The sequence below is a fragment of the Buchnera aphidicola (Cinara piceae) genome (assembly GCF_900699035.1).
Taxonomy (GTDB): Bacteria; Pseudomonadota; Gammaproteobacteria; order Enterobacterales; family Enterobacteriaceae; genus Buchnera_F; species Buchnera_F aphidicola_AV.
In genome coordinates, this window is record NZ_LR217739.1 from 281,619 (window position 1) to 301,163 (window position 19,545).

At 21.0% G+C, this 19,545-nt stretch carries 21 protein-coding genes and 1 tRNA gene; 11 read left to right on the forward strand and 11 right to left on the reverse strand.

Annotation, left to right across the window (positions count from 1 at the left end; translation table 11 throughout):
- Nucleotides 1–39: 39 nt before the first annotated feature.
- The 8 genes from rbfA to greA all read right to left on the reverse strand — a co-directional run bounded on the left by rbfA (nucleotide 40) and on the right by greA (nucleotide 9,001).
- Entirely contained in the window at nucleotides 40–399 is a 360-nt protein-coding gene (gene rbfA / locus BUCIPICE3303_RS01205) for a 30S ribosome-binding factor RbfA (protein WP_154049296.1), read from the reverse strand.
- A gap of 71 nt (nucleotides 400–470) precedes the next feature.
- Entirely contained in the window at nucleotides 471–2,708 is a 2,238-nt protein-coding gene (gene infB, locus BUCIPICE3303_RS01210; protein ID WP_232512958.1) for a translation initiation factor IF-2, read from the reverse strand.
- Between the two features lie 341 nt (nucleotides 2,709–3,049).
- Nucleotides 3,050–4,537, reverse strand: coding sequence for a transcription termination factor NusA (gene nusA / locus BUCIPICE3303_RS01215; protein WP_154049298.1), 1,488 nt, complete (start codon nucleotides 4,535–4,537; stop codon nucleotides 3,050–3,052).
- A 287-nt stretch (nucleotides 4,538–4,824) separates the two neighbouring features.
- Nucleotides 4,825–4,914 (reverse strand) — tRNA-Leu (locus BUCIPICE3303_RS01220).
- An 82-nt stretch (nucleotides 4,915–4,996) separates the two neighbouring features.
- On the reverse strand, nucleotides 4,997–5,245 hold the full coding sequence (gene secG / locus BUCIPICE3303_RS01225; protein ID WP_172598704.1) for a preprotein translocase subunit SecG: 249 nt from the start codon (nucleotides 5,243–5,245) through the stop codon (nucleotides 4,997–4,999).
- Between the two features lie 596 nt (nucleotides 5,246–5,841).
- Nucleotides 5,842–7,674: an ATP-dependent zinc metalloprotease FtsH gene (gene ftsH, locus BUCIPICE3303_RS01230; protein ID WP_154049300.1), complete on the reverse strand. Its 1,833-nt coding sequence runs from the start codon at nucleotides 7,672–7,674 to the stop codon at nucleotides 5,842–5,844.
- A 45-nt stretch (nucleotides 7,675–7,719) separates the two neighbouring features.
- The gene (locus BUCIPICE3303_RS01235; RefSeq protein WP_154049301.1) at nucleotides 7,720–8,349 is read right to left on the reverse strand and encodes an SAM-dependent methyltransferase; all 630 of its coding nucleotides are present in this window, start codon (nucleotides 8,347–8,349) and stop codon (nucleotides 7,720–7,722) included.
- Nucleotides 8,350–8,521: 172 nt separating this feature from the next.
- A complete protein-coding gene (greA, locus tag BUCIPICE3303_RS01240; protein WP_154049302.1) occupies nucleotides 8,522–9,001 on the reverse strand; it encodes a transcription elongation factor GreA in 480 nt (159 codons plus the stop codon).
- A gap of 338 nt (nucleotides 9,002–9,339) precedes the next feature.
- Here greA and BUCIPICE3303_RS01245 point away from each other — a divergent pair, with 338 nt between their 5' ends.
- The 4 genes from BUCIPICE3303_RS01245 (at nucleotide 9,340) to cgtA (ending at nucleotide 11,476) form a co-directional block, all read left to right on the forward strand.
- The gene (locus tag BUCIPICE3303_RS01245) at nucleotides 9,340–9,588 is read left to right on the forward strand and encodes a BolA/IbaG family iron-sulfur metabolism protein (RefSeq protein ID WP_154049303.1); all 249 of its coding nucleotides are present in this window, start codon (nucleotides 9,340–9,342) and stop codon (nucleotides 9,586–9,588) included.
- A gap of 208 nt (nucleotides 9,589–9,796) precedes the next feature.
- Nucleotides 9,797–10,111 (forward strand): 50S ribosomal protein L21, encoded by a 315-nt coding sequence (rplU, locus tag BUCIPICE3303_RS01250; protein WP_154049304.1) that lies wholly within the window; start codon nucleotides 9,797–9,799, stop codon nucleotides 10,109–10,111.
- 20 nt (nucleotides 10,112–10,131) lie between these two features.
- Nucleotides 10,132–10,392 (forward strand): 50S ribosomal protein L27, encoded by a 261-nt coding sequence (gene rpmA / locus BUCIPICE3303_RS01255; RefSeq protein ID WP_154049305.1) that lies wholly within the window; start codon nucleotides 10,132–10,134, stop codon nucleotides 10,390–10,392.
- A 73-nt stretch (nucleotides 10,393–10,465) separates the two neighbouring features.
- On the forward strand, nucleotides 10,466–11,476 hold the full coding sequence (gene cgtA, locus BUCIPICE3303_RS01260) for an Obg family GTPase CgtA (protein ID WP_154049306.1): 1,011 nt from the start codon (nucleotides 10,466–10,468) through the stop codon (nucleotides 11,474–11,476).
- A 207-nt stretch (nucleotides 11,477–11,683) separates the two neighbouring features.
- On the opposite strand, the gene rpsI is transcribed toward cgtA, so the two are convergent.
- Both rpsI and rplM read right to left on the reverse strand, forming a co-directional pair.
- The gene (gene rpsI / locus BUCIPICE3303_RS01265) at nucleotides 11,684–12,076 is read right to left on the reverse strand and encodes a 30S ribosomal protein S9 (RefSeq protein ID WP_154049307.1); all 393 of its coding nucleotides are present in this window, start codon (nucleotides 12,074–12,076) and stop codon (nucleotides 11,684–11,686) included.
- A gap of 27 nt (nucleotides 12,077–12,103) precedes the next feature.
- A complete protein-coding gene (gene rplM / locus BUCIPICE3303_RS01270) occupies nucleotides 12,104–12,532 on the reverse strand; it encodes a 50S ribosomal protein L13 (protein ID WP_154049308.1) in 429 nt (142 codons plus the stop codon).
- 149 nt (nucleotides 12,533–12,681) lie between these two features.
- Between rplM and BUCIPICE3303_RS01275 the strand changes: the two genes are divergently transcribed.
- The 6 genes from BUCIPICE3303_RS01275 (at nucleotide 12,682) to rplS (ending at nucleotide 17,250) form a co-directional block, all read left to right on the forward strand.
- Complete coding sequence (locus BUCIPICE3303_RS01275; protein WP_154049309.1) at nucleotides 12,682–13,836, forward strand: prephenate dehydratase domain-containing protein; 1,155 nt, start codon at nucleotides 12,682–12,684, stop codon at nucleotides 13,834–13,836.
- A gap of 90 nt (nucleotides 13,837–13,926) precedes the next feature.
- The gene (locus BUCIPICE3303_RS01280; protein ID WP_154049310.1) at nucleotides 13,927–15,273 is read left to right on the forward strand and encodes a signal recognition particle protein; all 1,347 of its coding nucleotides are present in this window, start codon (nucleotides 13,927–13,929) and stop codon (nucleotides 15,271–15,273) included.
- Between the two features lie 62 nt (nucleotides 15,274–15,335).
- Nucleotides 15,336–15,593 carry a 30S ribosomal protein S16 gene (gene rpsP / locus BUCIPICE3303_RS01285; protein WP_154049311.1) on the forward strand — a complete coding sequence of 86 codons (258 nt, stop codon included), beginning with the start codon at nucleotides 15,336–15,338 and terminating at the stop codon, nucleotides 15,591–15,593.
- A gap of 32 nt (nucleotides 15,594–15,625) precedes the next feature.
- Entirely contained in the window at nucleotides 15,626–16,129 is a 504-nt protein-coding gene (gene rimM / locus BUCIPICE3303_RS01290; protein WP_154049312.1) for a ribosome maturation factor RimM, read from the forward strand.
- A gap of 16 nt (nucleotides 16,130–16,145) precedes the next feature.
- Nucleotides 16,146–16,856 (forward strand): tRNA (guanosine(37)-N1)-methyltransferase TrmD, encoded by a 711-nt coding sequence (gene trmD / locus BUCIPICE3303_RS01295; protein ID WP_172598712.1) that lies wholly within the window; start codon nucleotides 16,146–16,148, stop codon nucleotides 16,854–16,856.
- A gap of 46 nt (nucleotides 16,857–16,902) precedes the next feature.
- Nucleotides 16,903–17,250, forward strand: a complete 348-nt coding sequence (gene rplS, locus BUCIPICE3303_RS01300) for a 50S ribosomal protein L19 (RefSeq protein WP_154049314.1) — start codon at nucleotides 16,903–16,905, stop codon at nucleotides 17,248–17,250.
- A 172-nt stretch (nucleotides 17,251–17,422) separates the two neighbouring features.
- Here the strand turns inward: rplS and BUCIPICE3303_RS01305 are convergent, their stop codons facing one another.
- On the reverse strand, nucleotides 17,423–17,785 hold the full coding sequence (locus tag BUCIPICE3303_RS01305; protein WP_154049315.1) for a metallopeptidase TldD-related protein: 363 nt from the start codon (nucleotides 17,783–17,785) through the stop codon (nucleotides 17,423–17,425).
- 1,272 nt (nucleotides 17,786–19,057) lie between these two features.
- On the opposite strand from BUCIPICE3303_RS01305, the gene aroQ reads away from it, so the two are divergent.
- Nucleotides 19,058–19,513: a type II 3-dehydroquinate dehydratase gene (gene aroQ / locus BUCIPICE3303_RS01310; RefSeq protein ID WP_154049316.1), complete on the forward strand. Its 456-nt coding sequence runs from the start codon at nucleotides 19,058–19,060 to the stop codon at nucleotides 19,511–19,513.
- The last annotated feature ends 32 nt before the right edge of the window (nucleotides 19,514–19,545 follow it).

Sequence of the window (19,545 nt, forward strand, 5' to 3'; positions counted from 1 at the left end):
AAAGCCTATATTCAGATTACTCTACAAATTCATTAGTAATTAACTTAATATACGATTACTAATTAATTTTGAAATAAATATCCCGTTAATAAAAGAAATATCATGAATAAAATGTAATTTAGGGATAATACGTAAATATACATGTTTATTAAGATGAGAACGAATAAAACCTCCTGCTTTTTGTAAAATACTTAACATTAATTTAATATAATTTTTATTTTTATATTTTAAAAAAGTAACAAATACTTTCGCATAACTTAAATCTAATGATAATTTTACTTCAGAAATTGTTATTAATAAATTTATTCGCGGATCTTTTAAATCATGTTGAATAATCAAAGCAATTTCTTTATGTAATGTTCGTTCTAATCTCATTGATCGACTAAAATCTTTTAACATATCATGCCTTATGAATAATGAAAATATTGTTATATAAAAAATGTCATTTTCAATACAATATTATTAATTATTTATTTAAATAATTGAAAAACTTCAATCTTATCTCCAATAAGAATATCGTTATAATTTTTTACTCCAATACCACATTCAATTCCATTGCGAACTTCTATAACATCTTCTTTAAAACGACGTAATGATTCTAATTCTCCTTCATAAATCACAATATTATTTCTCAAAACTCTTATTGGGTTAGTTTTTTTAATAACACCTTCTATAACCATACATCCAGAAACTAATCCAAATTTAGGGGATTTAAATATACTTCTTACTTCCGCTAAACCAATTATTTTTTGTTTATGCGTAGGTATTAATAATCCTGACATAATTTTTTTAATATCATTAATTAAATCATATATTATAGAATAATATCGAATTTCTATATTTTCTAATTCTATAATTTTTTTCGCAGAACTATTAGCGCGAACATTAAATCCTATTAACATAGATGAAGTAGTAATACTTAAATATACATCAGTTTCTGTAATTGCCCCTACACTTGACATAATAATATTGATTTTAATAATTTTATCAGATAATAATTGCAATGAATCTAATAATGCTTCTAAAGAACCTTGAACATCAGCTTTTAAAATAATATTTAAATCTGATATTTTTTTTGTACTAATTTTAGTAAATAAATTATCTATATCAGTTTTTTTTTGATTTAACAATCTTTTTTCTCTAAATTTTGTTTTTCGATATATAGATACGGCTCTAGCTTTTTTTTCATCATGAACAACTGTTAATATATCTCCTGTTTGAGGAACACCTGATAAACCTAATACTTCTACAGGAATAGAAGGGCCAGCTAATAGCACGTTACTATTCAATTCATTTCTAAGTAATTTTACTTTTCCGTATTCCATACCACATACGATAATATCATTTAAATGTAAGGTGCCTTCTTTAATTAAAACAGTAGCTATAGGTCCACACTTCACATCTAAAAACGATTCAATTACTACACCCGAAGCCATTCCATTATATATAGATTTTAATTCTAACATTTCAGATTGAAGTAAAATTACAGATAATAATTCATCAACTCCAAAACCAGTTTTTGCTGAAACTAATACAAATATATTTTCTCCACCAAATTCTTCAGAAATAATGGAATATTTAACTAAATCTTTTTTAATCTTTTCTAAATAAGCCTTTGTTTTATCAATTTTATTAATAGCTACGATAATTGGAATATTAGCATTTTTTGCATGTTGAATTGCTTCTATTGTTTGAGGCATAACACCATCATCAGCAGCAACCACTAAAACAACGATATCAGTAATTTTTGTTCCTCTAGCTCTCATTGCAGTAAATGCTGCATGACCAGGGGTATCTAAAAATGTAATAATTCCATGAGGAGTATTTACATGATACGCACCAATATGTTGTGTAATACCTCCAAACTCTTTTGAAACTACTTTAGTAGATCTAATGTAATCTAATAAAGATGTTTTTCCGTGATCTACATGACCCATTACAGTAACAATAGGAGGTCTTGTTTCTTGTATTAAATTATTTGAATTACGATTTTTCATTAAAGAAATTTCTAATTCATTATCCGGGCGAAAAAGAACTTTATGGCCCATTTCTTCTGCTACTAATTGAGCTGTATCTTTATCTAATAATTGGTTAATAGACACTGAAAAACCTAAATTTAACAAATTTTGAATAACTTTAGAGCTTTTAACTGACATTTTATTAGACAACTCTAATACAGAAATATCATTACTTATGATAACTGGCTTATTAAAAATTTTAGAAGGTTTGTTAAATTTCTGTTGCAGTATAGAATTTTTTATCAAGTGTGATGTATTTTTTTTTTTATAATTATAAAAATTTTTTTCAGATCTATTTGAAGAAAATATAGTATTTTTTTTATTATTTTTATTAATATTAGAAAATCTATGTAATTTATTATCAATATAATTTTTTTTTATTTGTTTAGAATCTCGATTATTATATATATTTTTTTTATTTTCATTTATTAAAATATGAGAATCTATTTTTTTATTTTTTAATGTATTTTTATTATTTAATGAATTGAATAGAGATGTTTTCTTTTTCATATTTTTTTTAAATATAAAATTAGTATTTTTTTTATTTCTATCTTGTAAAGAATTATCTGATGTAACAAATTTAGAATTGACTAAATTTATTGATTTTTTTTTATTATTGAATATTTTTTTTTTCTTATCTTTTATTGGTAATGGATTATTATTGTTATATTTTACTTTTTTCAATTTCACTGGTAAAATTATCTCTTTTATTTTAAATGTAAATTCAATTAATGATTAATATCATAAAATTTTTATTAAAAATAATATATCAAAAAATATACTTAATACATACTATTTTTCATTTAATTATTTAATTAATATAAAAAAATATATTTATTTAAATAAATTGAAATTACTATTTTTTTAAAAAATTATTTGATATAATCTATATGTTATTTTTTTAATAAAAATAATAATTTTATTAAAAATTTATATATTCTTAATTTAAAAAAATTAATAAACTTTCTAAAAATAATTTTATTTTTTTAAAAATTTGTTATTATAATCACAATTATATTTTGTATAATCTTTTATTTATTTTCATTAAACCAACAAATATTACGAGCTTCCATAATTAATTGACCAGCTTGTATAGACGTTAACATAGAAATATCATGTAAATCATCAATACTTTTTTCAGCTAAATGTTCCAAAGTATATATTTTTTTTTCTATTAATTTTTGAATTACAGTTTCATTTATATTTTTTAAACAGAATAATTCTGAATTTGAATAATTTTTATAAAATATTTTTACTAATTTTTCTTGATTATTTTTTAAAATTAAAATTGCTTTTCTTTTTATTTTTAAAATAATATCATGCTTAATCCCTTTAATAGAAGATAGTTTATTAATAGATGCATCAGCAATTGATTGTATAGAAGAAAAACCTGCATTAAATAATAAAAAGATATCATTTTTTTTCAGTTTTAGTTGATTTTTAAAAATATAAAAAAAATCATTTTTTTCTAATTTTTTATTTTTTATTAAAGAATCAGAAGTCATGATATTTAATTCCCATCCAGTTAATTGAGAGGCTAAACGAACATTTTGTCCGTTTCTTCCAATCGCTTGAGCTAAATTACATTCTTTAACAGATATATTCATAATATGATTATGATCATCCAAAAAAATTGATGATACATCAGCAGGAGCCATTGAATTAATAACAAATTTTTCTGGATTATTGTCCCATAAAATTATATCAATCCTTTCTCCCCCCAATTCATTAGAAACAGCTTGAACTCTAGCCCCTCTAATACCAACACAAGCTCCAACGGGATCAATTCTACTATCGTATGTCATAACAGCAATTTTTGATCTTGAACCAGGATCTCGAGCAATATCTTTGATTTCTATTAATTTTTCTCCAATTTCAGGAACTTCAATACGAAACAATTCAATTAACATATCTGATCGCGATCTACTGATAAAAAGCTGAATTCCTCGAGATTCACAAGAAATATTATATAATATTCCTCTAACTCTATCATTAATTCGAAAATTTTCTCTTGGTAACATATCTTCACGCATAATTATACCTTCAACATTATTACCAACATCTAAAATAATATAATCTCTATTAATTTTTTTAACAATTCCTATAATAATTCTACCTTTTTTTTTACAAAACTGATTAATTAGAGTTTCCCTTTCAGCTTCTTTAACTTTTTGTATAATAACTTGTTTAGCGATTTGAGTCGCAATACGATCAAAATTTACAGAATTAAAACAGTCTTCTATATAATCATTCAACTTTATTATACTATTTACAAATCGAGCTGCTTCTAATGTAATTTCTCTTGTTGGGTTAGATACAACATCTACTACTAACCATCTTCTATATGTATTAAAAATACCATTACTACGATTTATGCATACTCTAATATTAATATCTTGATTATATTTTTTTTTCGTAGCAATTGCTAAAGCACTTTCTAAAGCTTCAAAAATTTTTTCTCTTGGGATAGACTTTTCATGTGAAACAGCATCTACTACAGATAATATTTCTTTGTTCATGTCAATTATCCTTAAATTTAAATGGATATATTCAACTAAACAAATAATTCAAAGAAAAGAAATTTTGTCAATCAAAATAAAAAATAATACTTTATGCATAAAATTATTTGTTTAAGATACTCAATTTTTTATAATAGATATTTTTTAATAAAAAATTTTTATCTATTAAAAAATTGTAATAAAAAACCCCGAAATTTTTCGGGGTTAAAATATTAAATTACTATTTTAATAAAAATATATGTAATATAAAAAATACAAAAAAGAAAGAAAAAAAGAAATATAATTTATACCGAAGACGGGAATTGAACCCGTACACTTATTTAAAATTAAGTACTATCTCCTCAAGATAGCGTGTCTACCAATTTCACCACTTCGGTTAAAGTCTTTATATTATTATTATAATATAAATATTTTAAAAAATAAGTAGAAATTATAAAAATAAATAATTAATATAAATAATTATATATTTAAACTATATTGAGCCCAATAATTAAATTTACATAACATTAAACTCATTATAAAAAATAAAATTAATAATACTATGATTGTATATGTCATAACATAACTTTTCGAATGTTCAGTAAATAATTGAGAAGAATAATCACTAACATTAGAAGATAAATTACTACCAGAACTACATTGAAATATAATAAGAGAAATTAATACAAAAGAAATAAAAATAAAAATTATTAATAAAAAAAAATGCATATAAAACACCATATATTATTTTAATACTTAATAATATCATCAATATAAAATATTTATATAATTAATTATTATGGATTTAAATCTAAAAAATTTTATATATTAAAAAATAGTATATACCAATTAAAATAGTATATAAATAATTTTTATCTACTTTTAAAATATTAAAATAATTGTTTTTTATATTTAACTATCATAATGAATATTTTATATATCTATATAAAAATTTAAAAAAATTATTATATATCAATATATTCTATTTTAGAGAAAATAAATTCTTTTTTATCACAAAAATATTCATATACTACATATTTATAGAAAATATAAGTATTATCATTTTATATATATAAATTTTATTTTTTAATAAACTATATATATTATAATATATTTTATATAAATAAAATTTGTTTTAAAAAAATATATATTTTATAAAAATTATATATTTATTAATGATATCTATTTGAAAAAATAGATATCATTAAATTATTTTTAAAAATCATTATAAACAATAATATTAATATTATTATTAAAATATCTAATTGATGATAGATATCATTTATTTTTTTATAAAAAAAATTTTGTTATAAAAAAAATTATTATTAACGTAAATGCCATCCATCCGGTATACGTACTAATTTTCTAGACATTAAATCATTAATTTGTAAAGAATCTAATGTTTCATATTTCATTAAAGCATCTTTCATGGCATGTAAAATATCTATATTTTCATTTAAAATTTTTCTAGCTCTCTCATAATTGATATTAATTAGTAATTTTATTTCCTCATCAATAATTTGAGTCGTTTTATCTGAAATATATTTATTTTTTGTTATAGATTGCCCTAAAAAAAATTCTTTATCTTCATTTTTATATAATAAAGGCCCCAATTTTTCTGAAAAACCCCATTGTGTAACCATCTTTCTTGCTAATCTGGTAGCTACTGCAATATCACTATATGAACCAGTCGTGACTTCAGTTGAACCATAAATCAACTCTTCAGCTAAACGACCACCATATAAAGTAGATATCTTACTTTCTAATTTTTTACGACTTAAAAGACACATATCAGATGAAGGTAAAAATAATGTTATTCCTAAAGCATCCCCTCTTGGAATAATTGTAACTTTATGTATAGGATCATGTTCAGGAACTAATCTACCCACAATTACATGTCCAGCTTCATGGTATGCTGTATATTCTTTTTGAGATTCTGTTATCATAAGAGATTTTTTCTCAGAACCCATTGTAATTTTATCTCTAGATTTTTCAAAATCTGACATAGTAACTGAAGTTTTATTAAAACGAGCTGCTAATAATGCCGCCTCATTAACCAAATTAGCTAAATCCGCACCTGAAAAACCTGGAGTACTTCGCGCCAGAATAATAGGAATTACATCATTAGAAACAAGAATTTTTCGCATATGAATTTTTAATATTTCTTCTCTACCTTTTATATCAGGTAAAGAAACTGTAACTTGTCGATCAAATCTACCGGGTCTTAGTAAAGCAGGATCAAGAACATCTGGACGATTAGTAGCCGCAATTAATATAACACCTTCATTGCCTTCAAATCCATCCATTTCTACTAATATTTGATTTAATGTTTGCTCTTGTTCGCTATGACTATTATTTATATTTATACCTCTTTTTCTTCCAATTGCATCAATTTCATCTATAAAAATAATGCATGGTGCATATTTTCTTGAATTTTCAAACATATCTCTAACTCTAGAAGCACCTACACCTACAAACATTTCAACAAAATCGGAACCTGATATTGAAAAAAAAGGAACATTAGCTTCACCAGCAATTGCTTTAGCTAATAATGTTTTACCTGTTCCAGGAGGACCAACCATTAATATTCCTTTAGGTATTTTTCCTCCAAGTTTTTTAAATCTTTTCGGTTCTTTTAAATAATCAACTACTTCAGAAACATCTTCTTTTGCTTCCTCGCACCCTGCTATATCTGAAAAAGTAATTTTTCCTTTGTTTTTTAATAACATTTTAGCTTTACTTTTCCCAAACAAAAATATTCCTTTACCTCCATTAATATATACTTGATTTATAAAAAAAAATAATATACATGTTGAAAAAAATGAAGGAAGACACGAAATAAAAACAGACAAAATAATATTACGACCTTTAGGATGAACTCCGATAATACTAACTTTATGATTCAATAATATATCTAATAGTCTGGAATCATTAATAGGTATATATGTAGTATACTGCGACAGATCCTTTCTAATTACTATAATTTGTTTTCCATTAATTCTAGCTTCACGAATTTTATTTCTATTAACTTCTATTAAAAAAGTAGAATAATCAACTTCATAATTATTTAAATAATAATTATTTATTTTTTGAAATAAAGATATTCCTATAATTAAAATTAAAGTCCATATAATGAAATTTTTAACTGTATTAGTCAAAAGATAACCCCACTTTACACTGATATTAAAACAAAACAAAAAAAATTATATTTTAAATCCACGAGCTATAATAAAAACTTCACGAGAATTCACACGTGAAGAACGTGGTTTATAAACTTTTACTATTATGAATTTACTATAAATTTTTTGTATATATTTATTAAAACCATGACCATGAAATAATTTTATTATTAAATATCCTTTACTCGACAAAACACGTATCGCAATTTTTAATGCAATATTACTTAATTTAAATACATTAACATTATCAACAATTGAACAACCACTAATATTAGGTGACATATCAGACATAACCACATTCCAAGAATGTTTTTTTAAAAAAAAAAACATTTTTTTCTGTATATCTATATCAGTAATATCTCCTTTAAAAAAGGTAACATTTTTTAAAGGACGCATAGGTAAAATATCATATGCGTAAATAATACCTGTATGACCTATCTCTTGACTAGCATATTCTGACCATCCACCAGGATGAGATCCTAAATCTATAATATTCATACCTTTTTCAAAAATTTTTTCTGATTCATTAATTTCTTTTAATTTAAACCATGATCTAGATCTTAAATTCCTTCTATTTCTTTCTCTGACATAAGGATCTTTACAGTGCTTTCTAAACCAATTTTTAGAACTACTCAAATTTTTTCTAAAAATCATAGTATATTAGTACCAATAAATATAAAAATATAGAAATTCAATAAAAATATATTATACATAAAAATATTTATTTTTTTTAAATTACTTAGATATTTATGTATAAAAAATAATCAGTATATTTTAAAAAACTATTTAATTAAAAATTAATAGATATAATCTATATATTATTATTTTAAATATATTCAATTTTTTTAATTAAATATTCTACTGAACCAGAAGGAGTTTTAACTAATATAATATCATTTTTTTTTCTTCCGATTAAAGCCCTTGAAACGGGCGAATAAATAGAAATAGAATATTCTTTATAATTTGCTTCATCATCACCTACAATAGTATATACAAAGATATTATTTGTATACATTTGTAATAACGTTACAGTACATCCAAATATAACAATACCCTTATAAGGTATTTTTGTTACATCAATAATTTGAGCACAAAGTAACTTATTTTCAATTTCACATATTCTATTTTCACAAAAACTTTGTTCTTCTCTAGCTGAATGATACTCAGCATTTTCTTTTAAATCACCTAATTGTCGAGCATCTGAAATTGCCTTCACTATACAAGGTCTTATAGTATATTTTAATTTTTTTAATTCAGATTTTAATTTATTAAAACCCCGTAATGTCATTGGAACTTTATTAAACAAGCTCTTAACTCCTTTACGTTACAATATAAAAAATGAAATCTAACTTCTTCATATTATAAATAATATATCTCTATAAAAAAGAGAAAAATATAAATAACGTTGAATATTTTAATATTATGTTAAAATATATTATAAGTACATAATTATATATGTATCAATTAAAAATATATAATCAATAAAATTATTAAAAAATATTAAAATTATCAAAAAAAAATAAAATTATAATATCAATATATTTATTTATAAAAATAATATTTTTTTTATATATTATAATAAAAAAATATATACATTAGTTAATTTTAATAATTTATTAATATTCTAAATATAGAGCGATAAATATGAAATCAAATAAAATAAGTTTTTTAATTAAAAAAAAATTAAATTTAAAAACAGTAAAAATACATAAACAATATAATAATATTATTATTACAGCAATAGGAGATTTTTTTATAGGAATGAATTCTTTTGAAAAACAAAAAAATATATATAAAATATTAATGCCTTATTTTTTAAAAAAAGAAATCCATGCAGTTACTATCAATGCATATACTATATCTGAATGGAATAAAAAAAATTTTATTAAATAATATAAAAATATTTTTTAAAAAATACAAAAAATTGATTATATGATCATATATCACAAATATAAAAAAAACATGTGATATACTATTTAATATAGTAATTTTATTTTTAAAATATATAAAAATTTGATTTATAAAAAATATTATTTAAAAAAAATAAATATTATATTAAAAAATTTTCATCTTCAACTTATAAATATCTAGAGAAAAAATTATGTACGCAATATTTTTAGATCGTAATAAACAATATAAAGCAAAATTTGGAAAAATTATTAGATTAGAAAAATTAAATATAAAAATAGGTCAAAAAATATTATTTAAAAAAATAATATTATTATCTAATAAAGAAAAAATATTAATTGGGAAACCAATATTAAAAAATATTTATATCGAAGGATCTGTATATAAACATGGAAGAGATAAAAAAATAAAAATTATAAAATTCAATCGTCGAAAACATTACAAAAAAAATCAAGGACATAGACAATATTATACAGATATTCAAATAAAAAATATTATTTATTTATAAAATAAATTAAGGAAAAAAAAATGGCACATAAAAAAGCAGGCGGTTCTTCACGCAACGGGAGAGATTCTCACTCAAAAAGATTAGGTATTAAAAAATATGGAGGAGAACACGTTTATTCAGGAAATATTTTAGTTCGACAAAGAGGTACAAAATTTCATCCTGGAAATAATGTAAAATGTGGAAAAGATCATACATTATTTTCTATTGCTAATGGAAAAGTAACATTTCAAAAGAGAGGTTTATTAAAAAGAACATATGTCAGTGTTATTTGTATAACATAAAAATATTAAATTATATAAATAAATAAATATTATTTAATTTGTATTACAAATATTTAAATAAGAGAGATATAACATGAAATTTGTTGATTCAGTTACGATTCATGTATCTGCTGGAAACGGAGGAAACGGATGTATAAGCTTTAGAAGAGAAAAATTCATACCAAAAGGAGGACCGGATGGAGGAGATGGAGGAGATGGGGGAAATATTTGGATAATTTCTGATTTAAATATGAATTCATTAACTGATTATAAAATTAAAAAAATATTTTATGCAGAAAACGGAAAAAATGGATCAGGTTCTAATAGTTCCGGAAAAAAAGGGAAAGATACATTTATTAAAGTTCCATTAGGAACTAGAATATTCAATAACGAAAATAAATCAATAATATCAGATATAATCTATAAAAATCAAAAAATTCTTATAGCTAAAGGAGGATGGCACGGTTTAGGAAACTCAAGATTTAAATCATCTACAAATAGAACTCCAAGAAAAAAAACAAATGGAACAATTGGTGAATATAAAATTATATCATTAGAATTAATATTAATTGCAGATGTTGGAACATTAGGTTTACCAAATTCCGGGAAATCTACTTTAACTAGCTCATTATCAAACGCAAAAACAAAAATAAATAATTATCCATTTACAACATTAAATCCTATATTAGGAACAGTGCAAATAAAAAAAAAAAAATTTATTATTGCTGATATACCGGGAATTATACAAGGAGCATCATCTGGAGTAGGTTTAGGAATAAAATTTCTAAAACATTTATCTCGTTGTAAATTATTATTACATATTATTGATATAACAACAATCAAAAAAAAAAATATTAATAAAATTAGATCAATCATTTTAAAAGAATTAAAAAATTTTAATAAATCATTATTTAACATACCAAGATGGTTAATTTTTAATAAAATTGATAGTTTAAGAAAAAAAAAAATTATTAAATTAATGGTATATATAAAAAAAAGAATGAAAAAAAATCAAAAATATTATTTGATTTCAGCTAAAAAAAAAATTGGGACGAGAAAATTATCTAAAGATATAATTAAATATTTATATAAAAAATATATTTAAATAATTTTTTTTTTAATAAAAATAAAATATCATATTTTTATTAACAAATAAAAAAAATAAAATATTTTATTTTTAATTAACTTTAAAAACATAACTTTATTTATTTCTATAGAATAGAAATATATTTTTATAATTTTTTTTATAAATAAAATTTATCTTTATTAAAAACCCGGATTCAAGTATACCGGGTTTTTATAAAAACATAAATTATCTCTTTGAAAACTGAGGTTTTTTTCTAGACTTACGAAAACCACATTTTTTACGTTCTACACGTCTAGAATCACGAGTAACAAAACCTTCTTTTCTTAACATATCTCTTAAGGAACTATCGTATTTTATTAATGCGCGAGTAATGCCTTGACGAATTGCGCCAGCTTGTCCCGAAATTCCCCCGCCCTTAACAGTAATATAAAAATTAAATTGATTTAACATATTAACTAAATCTAAAGGCTGTTGTACCACCATGCATGCTGTTTCTCTTCCAAAATATTTCTTCAAGGAGCGTTTATTAATAATAATTTTACCTTCTCCTTTATGTAAAAAAACACGAGCTGAAGAGCTTTTACGGCGACCTGTACCATAATTTATATATTTAGACATAACATCACAATCCTATCTTTTAAAGAATTAAATATCTAAAAAAATTGGTTTTTGAGCAATTAAATTATGTTCATGAAACGGAAATACTTTTAATTTTTTAAAAATAAGTCTACCTAAAGAATTTCTAGGTAACATTCCTTTTATTGCTTTTTCAATTACACGTTGTGGATGATGTAATAACATATATTGTAAAGTATATTTTTTTATACCCCCAACATACCCTGTATGATGATAATAAATTTTATTAATTGCCTTTTTTCCAGTAACAATTATTTTTGATGCATTTATAACTATGATATAATCACCAGTATCTACATGCGGGGTATATTCTGGTTTATGTTTTCCTCGTAAATATGTAGATATTTTACTTGCAAAACGACCTAATATTTTATTAGTTCCATCAACATAATACCAATATTTCATAATTTTATTTGAATTAGCCGAAAAACTTTTCATAATATATTACCTATATAGTTATACAAGTTAAAAATATATTTACTAATTTTTGTTTCTATAAAAAAAATTCTTTTCTATAAATATAGAATATATTTATAGAAATTTATATATTATAAAAATATAAAAATAATTAATTTGGAAAATAAAAAATGAATACTAAAAAAAAAATATATTTATTAAGAAATAAAATAAATTATATTGATAAAAAAATAATTAAACTATTAACATGTCGAGAATCTTTATCAATAGATATTGTAAAAAATAAAATATATAATCAATTTAATATTCAAGATAAAAATAGAGAAATAGAATTATTCAAAAATTTATATAGACTAAGTAAAAAAAATAAAATTAATCCTATATTTATAGAAAAAATATTCAAAATTATTGTAAAAAATTCTATTTTAATTCAGAAGAAATGGAAAAAAAAAATATTAAATTCCAAAAAAGAATTTCGTTGTGCATATTTAGGTCCTATAGGTTCATATTCATCTGCCACTTTTAATATTATTGCCAAAAAAAACAAACATATTTTATTAGAAGATGAACATATTGATTTTCAATCTATGATAAAATCTTTTAATCAAAAAAAATGTCAATTAGCATTATTGCCTATTGAAAATAGGATATCAGGAATTATTCCTGAAGTATATAATATACTAAAAAAACAAGAAAAAATTCATATTATTCAAGAGATAAATATATCTATTCAACATCATTTGTTTGCTCTAAAAAATTGTTTTTTCTATAATATAGAAAATATATATAGTCATATTCAACCATTTATACAATGTAGTATGTTTTTAAAAAAATTTCCAGAATGGAAAAGATATTATTTCAATAGTACTTCTGCAGCTATGAATCAAATTTCTATAGAAAATAAAAACACATCTGCTGTAATAGGAAATTCAATAGGTGGTGCTTATTATAATTTAAAAAAAATAGCAACCAATATATCTAATATAAAAAATAATATAACTCGATTTATACTAATTTCAAAAAAACCAAAAAAAATATCTAAAACAACTCCATCTAAAATAACTATATTATTAACATTAAAGAATAGTCAGATTAATAAAAAGAAAATATTAAAAATATTAAAAAAAAAACATATTTTAATTATAAAAATAATTTTAGCAAGTAAGATAGAAGAAAAAAAAGAAAAAACATATTTATTGGAAATAGAATCTAATATACAGTCAGAAATTATACACAATACATTAAATAATATACAAAAATATGTAAAATGTATAAAAATACTAGGTTGTTATCCAATTGAAAATAAAATAATAAAAATATATTAATTAATTTAAAAAAAAATTTTTATATATAAAAAAAATAATTATTCTATAATAATAATTATATTACTAATATAAGGATATTTAATCACCGTTATGTTTAATAACTTAACAAAAAAAATAACTGATATTTTTGAAAAAATTTCACATAAAAGTCAATTAAAAGAAAAAAAAATAAAAGAAACACTTAAAAAAGTAAAAATAGCATTACTAAATGCTGATGTATCATTAGAAGTTATAAAAATATTTTTAAAAAATATAAAAAAAAAAACATCAGAAATTTATATAAACAAAAATTTTAGTCCTAGTCAAAATTTAATACAAATTGTATTAAAAGAACTAATCGCAATAATGGGAAATAATTGTTATTTATTTAATTTTTTATTAAATGAATTAACAATTTGTACTATTATAGGTCAACCAGGTTCGGGTAAAACTACAAGTACAGCAAAATTAGCTTATTTATTATCAAAACAATATAAAAAAAAAGTACTTGTAGTATCTATCGATATATATAGACCAGCTGCAATTTTACAATTAAAAAATCTAATAAAAAAAACAAAAGCTAACTTTTTTTCGTCTAATCTCAATCAAAAAATAAATAAAATTGTAAAATCAGCAATAAAAACAGCAAAAAAGGAAAAATATGATGTATTATTAATTGATACAGCAGGGAGAATGCATACGAATCAAATAAAAATAAATGAATTAAGAAAAATACAAGATTATATTCAACCACATGAAACACTATTTGTTGTTGACTCTATGACAGGACAAGATGCTATACATTCAATTAATATATTTAACAAAAATTTTAAATTATCTGGAATTATTTTAACAAAACTAGATAGTGATACACGCGGGGGGATAGCTTTATCTATTAGAACATTAACAAAAAAACCAATAAAATATATTGGTATAGGCGAAAAAATTTATGATCTACAAATTTTTCACCCGGAAAGAATTGCTAAAAGAATTTTAGGAATGGGTGATATATTATCTTTAATAGATGATATTCAAAATAAAATAAAAAACAAAGAATTAAATCTATTAAAAAAAACTACCAAAAAAGGAGATACATTTAATTTAAATGATTTTTTGATACAAATAAAACAAATAAATCAAATAGGTGGAATTAATTCACTAATAAATAAATTACCAATTAATATATTTTCTTCAAATTCAATATTAGAAAAAATTGATGAAAAATCTCTTATAAAAATTGAAGCTATGATTAACTCAATGACTGAAAAAGAAAGAAAATTTCCATCTATTATAAAATTTTTAAGAAAAAAAAGAATATCAAAAGGTTCTGGAAATACAATACAAGAAATAAATATTTATCTAAAAAAATTTGAAAATATTAAACGTATCATGAAAAAAATCAAAAAAAGCAAAAAAAATAAAATATTTGAAAAAATTAAAAATTATCTGATAAAATAATATGTATAATAAATATATTAAATAAAAATTTAATATCATTTAAAAAATATAAAGGATTTCACATGATTAAAATAAGACTTGCTCGATATGGGGTAAAAAAAAGACCGTTTTATAAAATAATTGTTGCAGATGTTAGATCTGCTCGAAACGGGAAATTTATTGAACATATTGGATATTTTAACCCATTTGCTAAAAAAAATGAAAAAAAAATATATTTTTCTATTGAAAAAACAACATATTGGTTAAAAAAAGGAGCACAGAAAACAAATCGAATAAAAAAGTTATTAAATCAATATAATAAAAAAAATTATTCTAATTAATAAACTGAACATTGATTAATTTTTAATTAATTATGATTATTATTGGAAAGCTAGGTACACCATACGGGATTTTAGGATGGATACATTTAATTTCATTTACAGAAAAAAAAAAAAATATTTTTAATTATTTTCCTTGGAAATTAAATAAATTAAATATAACTATATATAAAAAAGATATAACTATATATAAAAAACATATTAATAATTTTATCATAAAATTAAAAAATATAAATAATAGAAATCAAGCTTTTAATATTTCTCAACAAAATATTTTAATTAAAAGAACACAATTACCAAAATTAAAAAATAAAGAATATTATTGGAATGATATTTTATCCTGTTATATATTTAATTTAAAAGGAAAAAAAATAGGATCAGTAATTAATATTATAGATAATAAAATTTACAATACATTACTAATACTATGTAATAAAACAAATAAAAATATATATATTCCATTTATACAACCAAATATTATTAAAAAAATAAATCTTAAAAAAAAAATTATTATTGTTAAATGGTTTCATTATAAATAAATACATTTTTTATATAATAAGAAAAAAAATGATACAATTTAGTATTATAACAATTTTTCCAAATATGTTTAACCCCATATTTAAATATGGGATAATAAGACAAGCAATCAAAAAAAAAATAATTAACATCAAAATATTAAATTTACGAGATTTTAGTATTAATAAAAGAAAAACCGTAGATGATAAAATATATGGTGGGGGGCCAGGAATGTTAATTATGTTTTTACCTCTATTTAAAGCTGTTATAAATGCAAAAAAAAATTATAAAGAAAAAAGTATAGTGATATACTTATCACCACAAGGAAAAGTATTAAAACATAATCATATAAAATATTTCATTAAAAAAAAACATTTAATATTTATTTGTGGACGATATAAAGGAATTGATGAAAGATTCATACAAACACAAGTTGATGAAGAATGGTCAATTGGAGATTTTGTATTAACTGGAGGAGAATTACCAGCCATGATATTTATAGATGCTATTACACGATCTATACCTGGAGTATTAAATAATAAACATTCCTTAATTGAAGAATCCTTTAATAATGATTTACTAGATTGTCCAAATTATACAAGACCAAAAAATATAGCGAATCATATCGTTCCTTCAATTTTATTATCAGGTAATCATAAAAAAATTAAAGAATGGAGATTAAAACACTCATTAAAAAATACTTTATTAAAAAGACCTGATTTATTAAAAAATAAAAAAAATAAAAAATAATAATATTAATATATATTTTAAAGTTAATTATATGAGAAATTAAAATATGAACAATCATATCCAAATAATTGAAAATGAATATAAAAAAAAAAATATTCCACAGTTTAAAGCAGGGGATTCTCTTTTAGTAAAAATATGGATCTTAGAAGGAAATAAAAAACGTATACAATCATTTGAAGGAATAGTAATTTCTAAAAGAAATAGAAACCTTAATTCATCATTTACTATCCGTAAAATATCGAATGGAGAAGGCATAGAAAGAACTTTTTTAGTTCATTCACCAAATATAAATAAAATAAAGATCATAAAAACTGGGTTAGTTAGAAAAGCAAAATTATATTATTTACGTAAATGTAAAGGAAAATCTGCTCGTATAAAAGAAAATTTAAAATAAATAATATAAAAATGTATATATTTATTTTATAAATTATAAAAAATTTAAATAATTAATAATTTAATTTATTTACATAAATTATGCAGTCATAATATTATTAAATTGACTGCAAAATATATATTTATTATATAATATATTATTGATTGTTAATTTATTTACTTTAATAACAGGGTTAACCTATATCAACAGAAATAGTTTGCCCATTTTTACTATAAAAAACTAATCTACTATCTATATTTACATTATCTCCAATCACAGATATAAATTGTATAATCTCTAAACCAGATCCAATTAATATAACTCCTTTTATAGAATAAAGAATTTTACTATTTTTCATAGTATATGTACCGGAAGTAAAAAAAATAAAATTTCCTAAAGTAATATCTACTTCCTTTCCACTAAAATTAACTGCATATATAAAAACATATTCTAAACTCTTAATAATATCTGTATATTTATCTTTACCAGCTATACATGGCATTGGAAGATGCTCATATGATTCTTTTCTTCCATTTTTAGTACTTTTACAATTCATTAAATGAGCATTCAACTTTTCTTATAAAAAAGATTTCAAAATTCCTTTTTTTAATTAATATTTTATATTGACCTCGCGCTCTCCATCATCAATATTGATTAATCCCATAAAAATAAAAAGAGTAGAATTATCAACCACAGTATACAATGAAAAAGCAAATTTTTTTTTCCAATTTTTTAGAAAAAATAGATATTTTTTTATGAACAAAATCTCCTTCTAATCCATTATCTACCGGTCTCATGAAATAAAATTTCAAACCAAATAGAACTTAAAACAAAAATAAAACTACCAGTAGTAGAAGATTTTTCAAATAAAAAAACAAGAGTAATACAAATATCTGCTTGCGCCCAAAAATCAATTAATATTTCATTATTATTTTTTTTAAAAAAATCACTAAATTGTAATCTATCCCCTCCCCACTATCACCTTTCTCATGAATATAATCTTATTTAACAATTATTCTAATAAAAATATTCACTAAAGGACGAATATCATGAGAAATAAAATTATTATCTGTTAAATCAATAATAACTTCTTCGTATTTGCATGTTAATGCGGGATAAATATCAATAACACAATAATCTTTTTTTTCTTACTAAAAAATAAATCTCCTTCAAAAAATAAATTTTTTTAAAAGAAAAATTTTTTATTGAATTAAATGGAGTATATATATGATTTATATATAAATATGATTCTTTTTAAAAAATATTTCAATCTATAACAGATAATAAAGAACAACCAAATTTAGTAGAATTAACTATATTACTTAATATACTAGAACTAGTATACGAAAAAATAGAAGAAAAATTTTTTACTACTCTTGTTATTTATACTTTCATCAGAAAAATAAGTTCCTGATTTAATAGTTTTATTTTCTAATATCCATACTTCTTTTTCTTTGAATTGAAAATAAATATCACCAAAATCAACTTTTTTTATCCAACATATTATTTAAAAATAAAAAAATATGATCTTTAATAAGATCATATTTTTTTAAAAAAAATATCTATCATAATTTAATATATCTTAAAATAATTAAGAAAATTAAATATTCTACATAATATATAGAAAATATTTATTTTGTAATATAAAAAAATAATAAATAAGTTTTCTTTAAAGAAATATTTTTAAAAATATTCTATATAATATAAAATTAATTTTAATTAAAATAATTATTATAAAAAACTACATAATTATTTCATTAAATGTTAATATATAAAATATATAATAATTATCACTTTTTATTAAAAATGTATAAAGATAGGAAATATTATGAAAAATAAATTTAAAATAATAATAATTAATGGACCAAATTTAAATTTATTAGGTACAAGAGAACCGAAAATATACGGAAAACAAACATTGTCAGAAATAATAGACAAAACAAAAAAAGTTGCCAATGAATTACATATTAAATTATATGATTTTCAATCTAATGCGGAACACAAAATAGTAGAAAAAATACACGAGTGCAAAAAAATAAAAATACAATTTATTTTAATTAATCCGGGTGCATTTGCACATACTAGTATATCAATCAGAGATGCGCTTTTAGCAATACAAATCCCATTTTTTGAAATTCATATTTCTAATATATTTTCAAGAGAGAATTTTCGTTCACACTCTTGGATATCTGATATATCTCGTGGAATTATATCTGGTTTTGGTTCTGATGGATATATTTGGGCGTTACACACAGCTGTAAATATTTTATTAGCAAATAAATAAATATAAACACTATGGAATAAATTTTTTTTAAA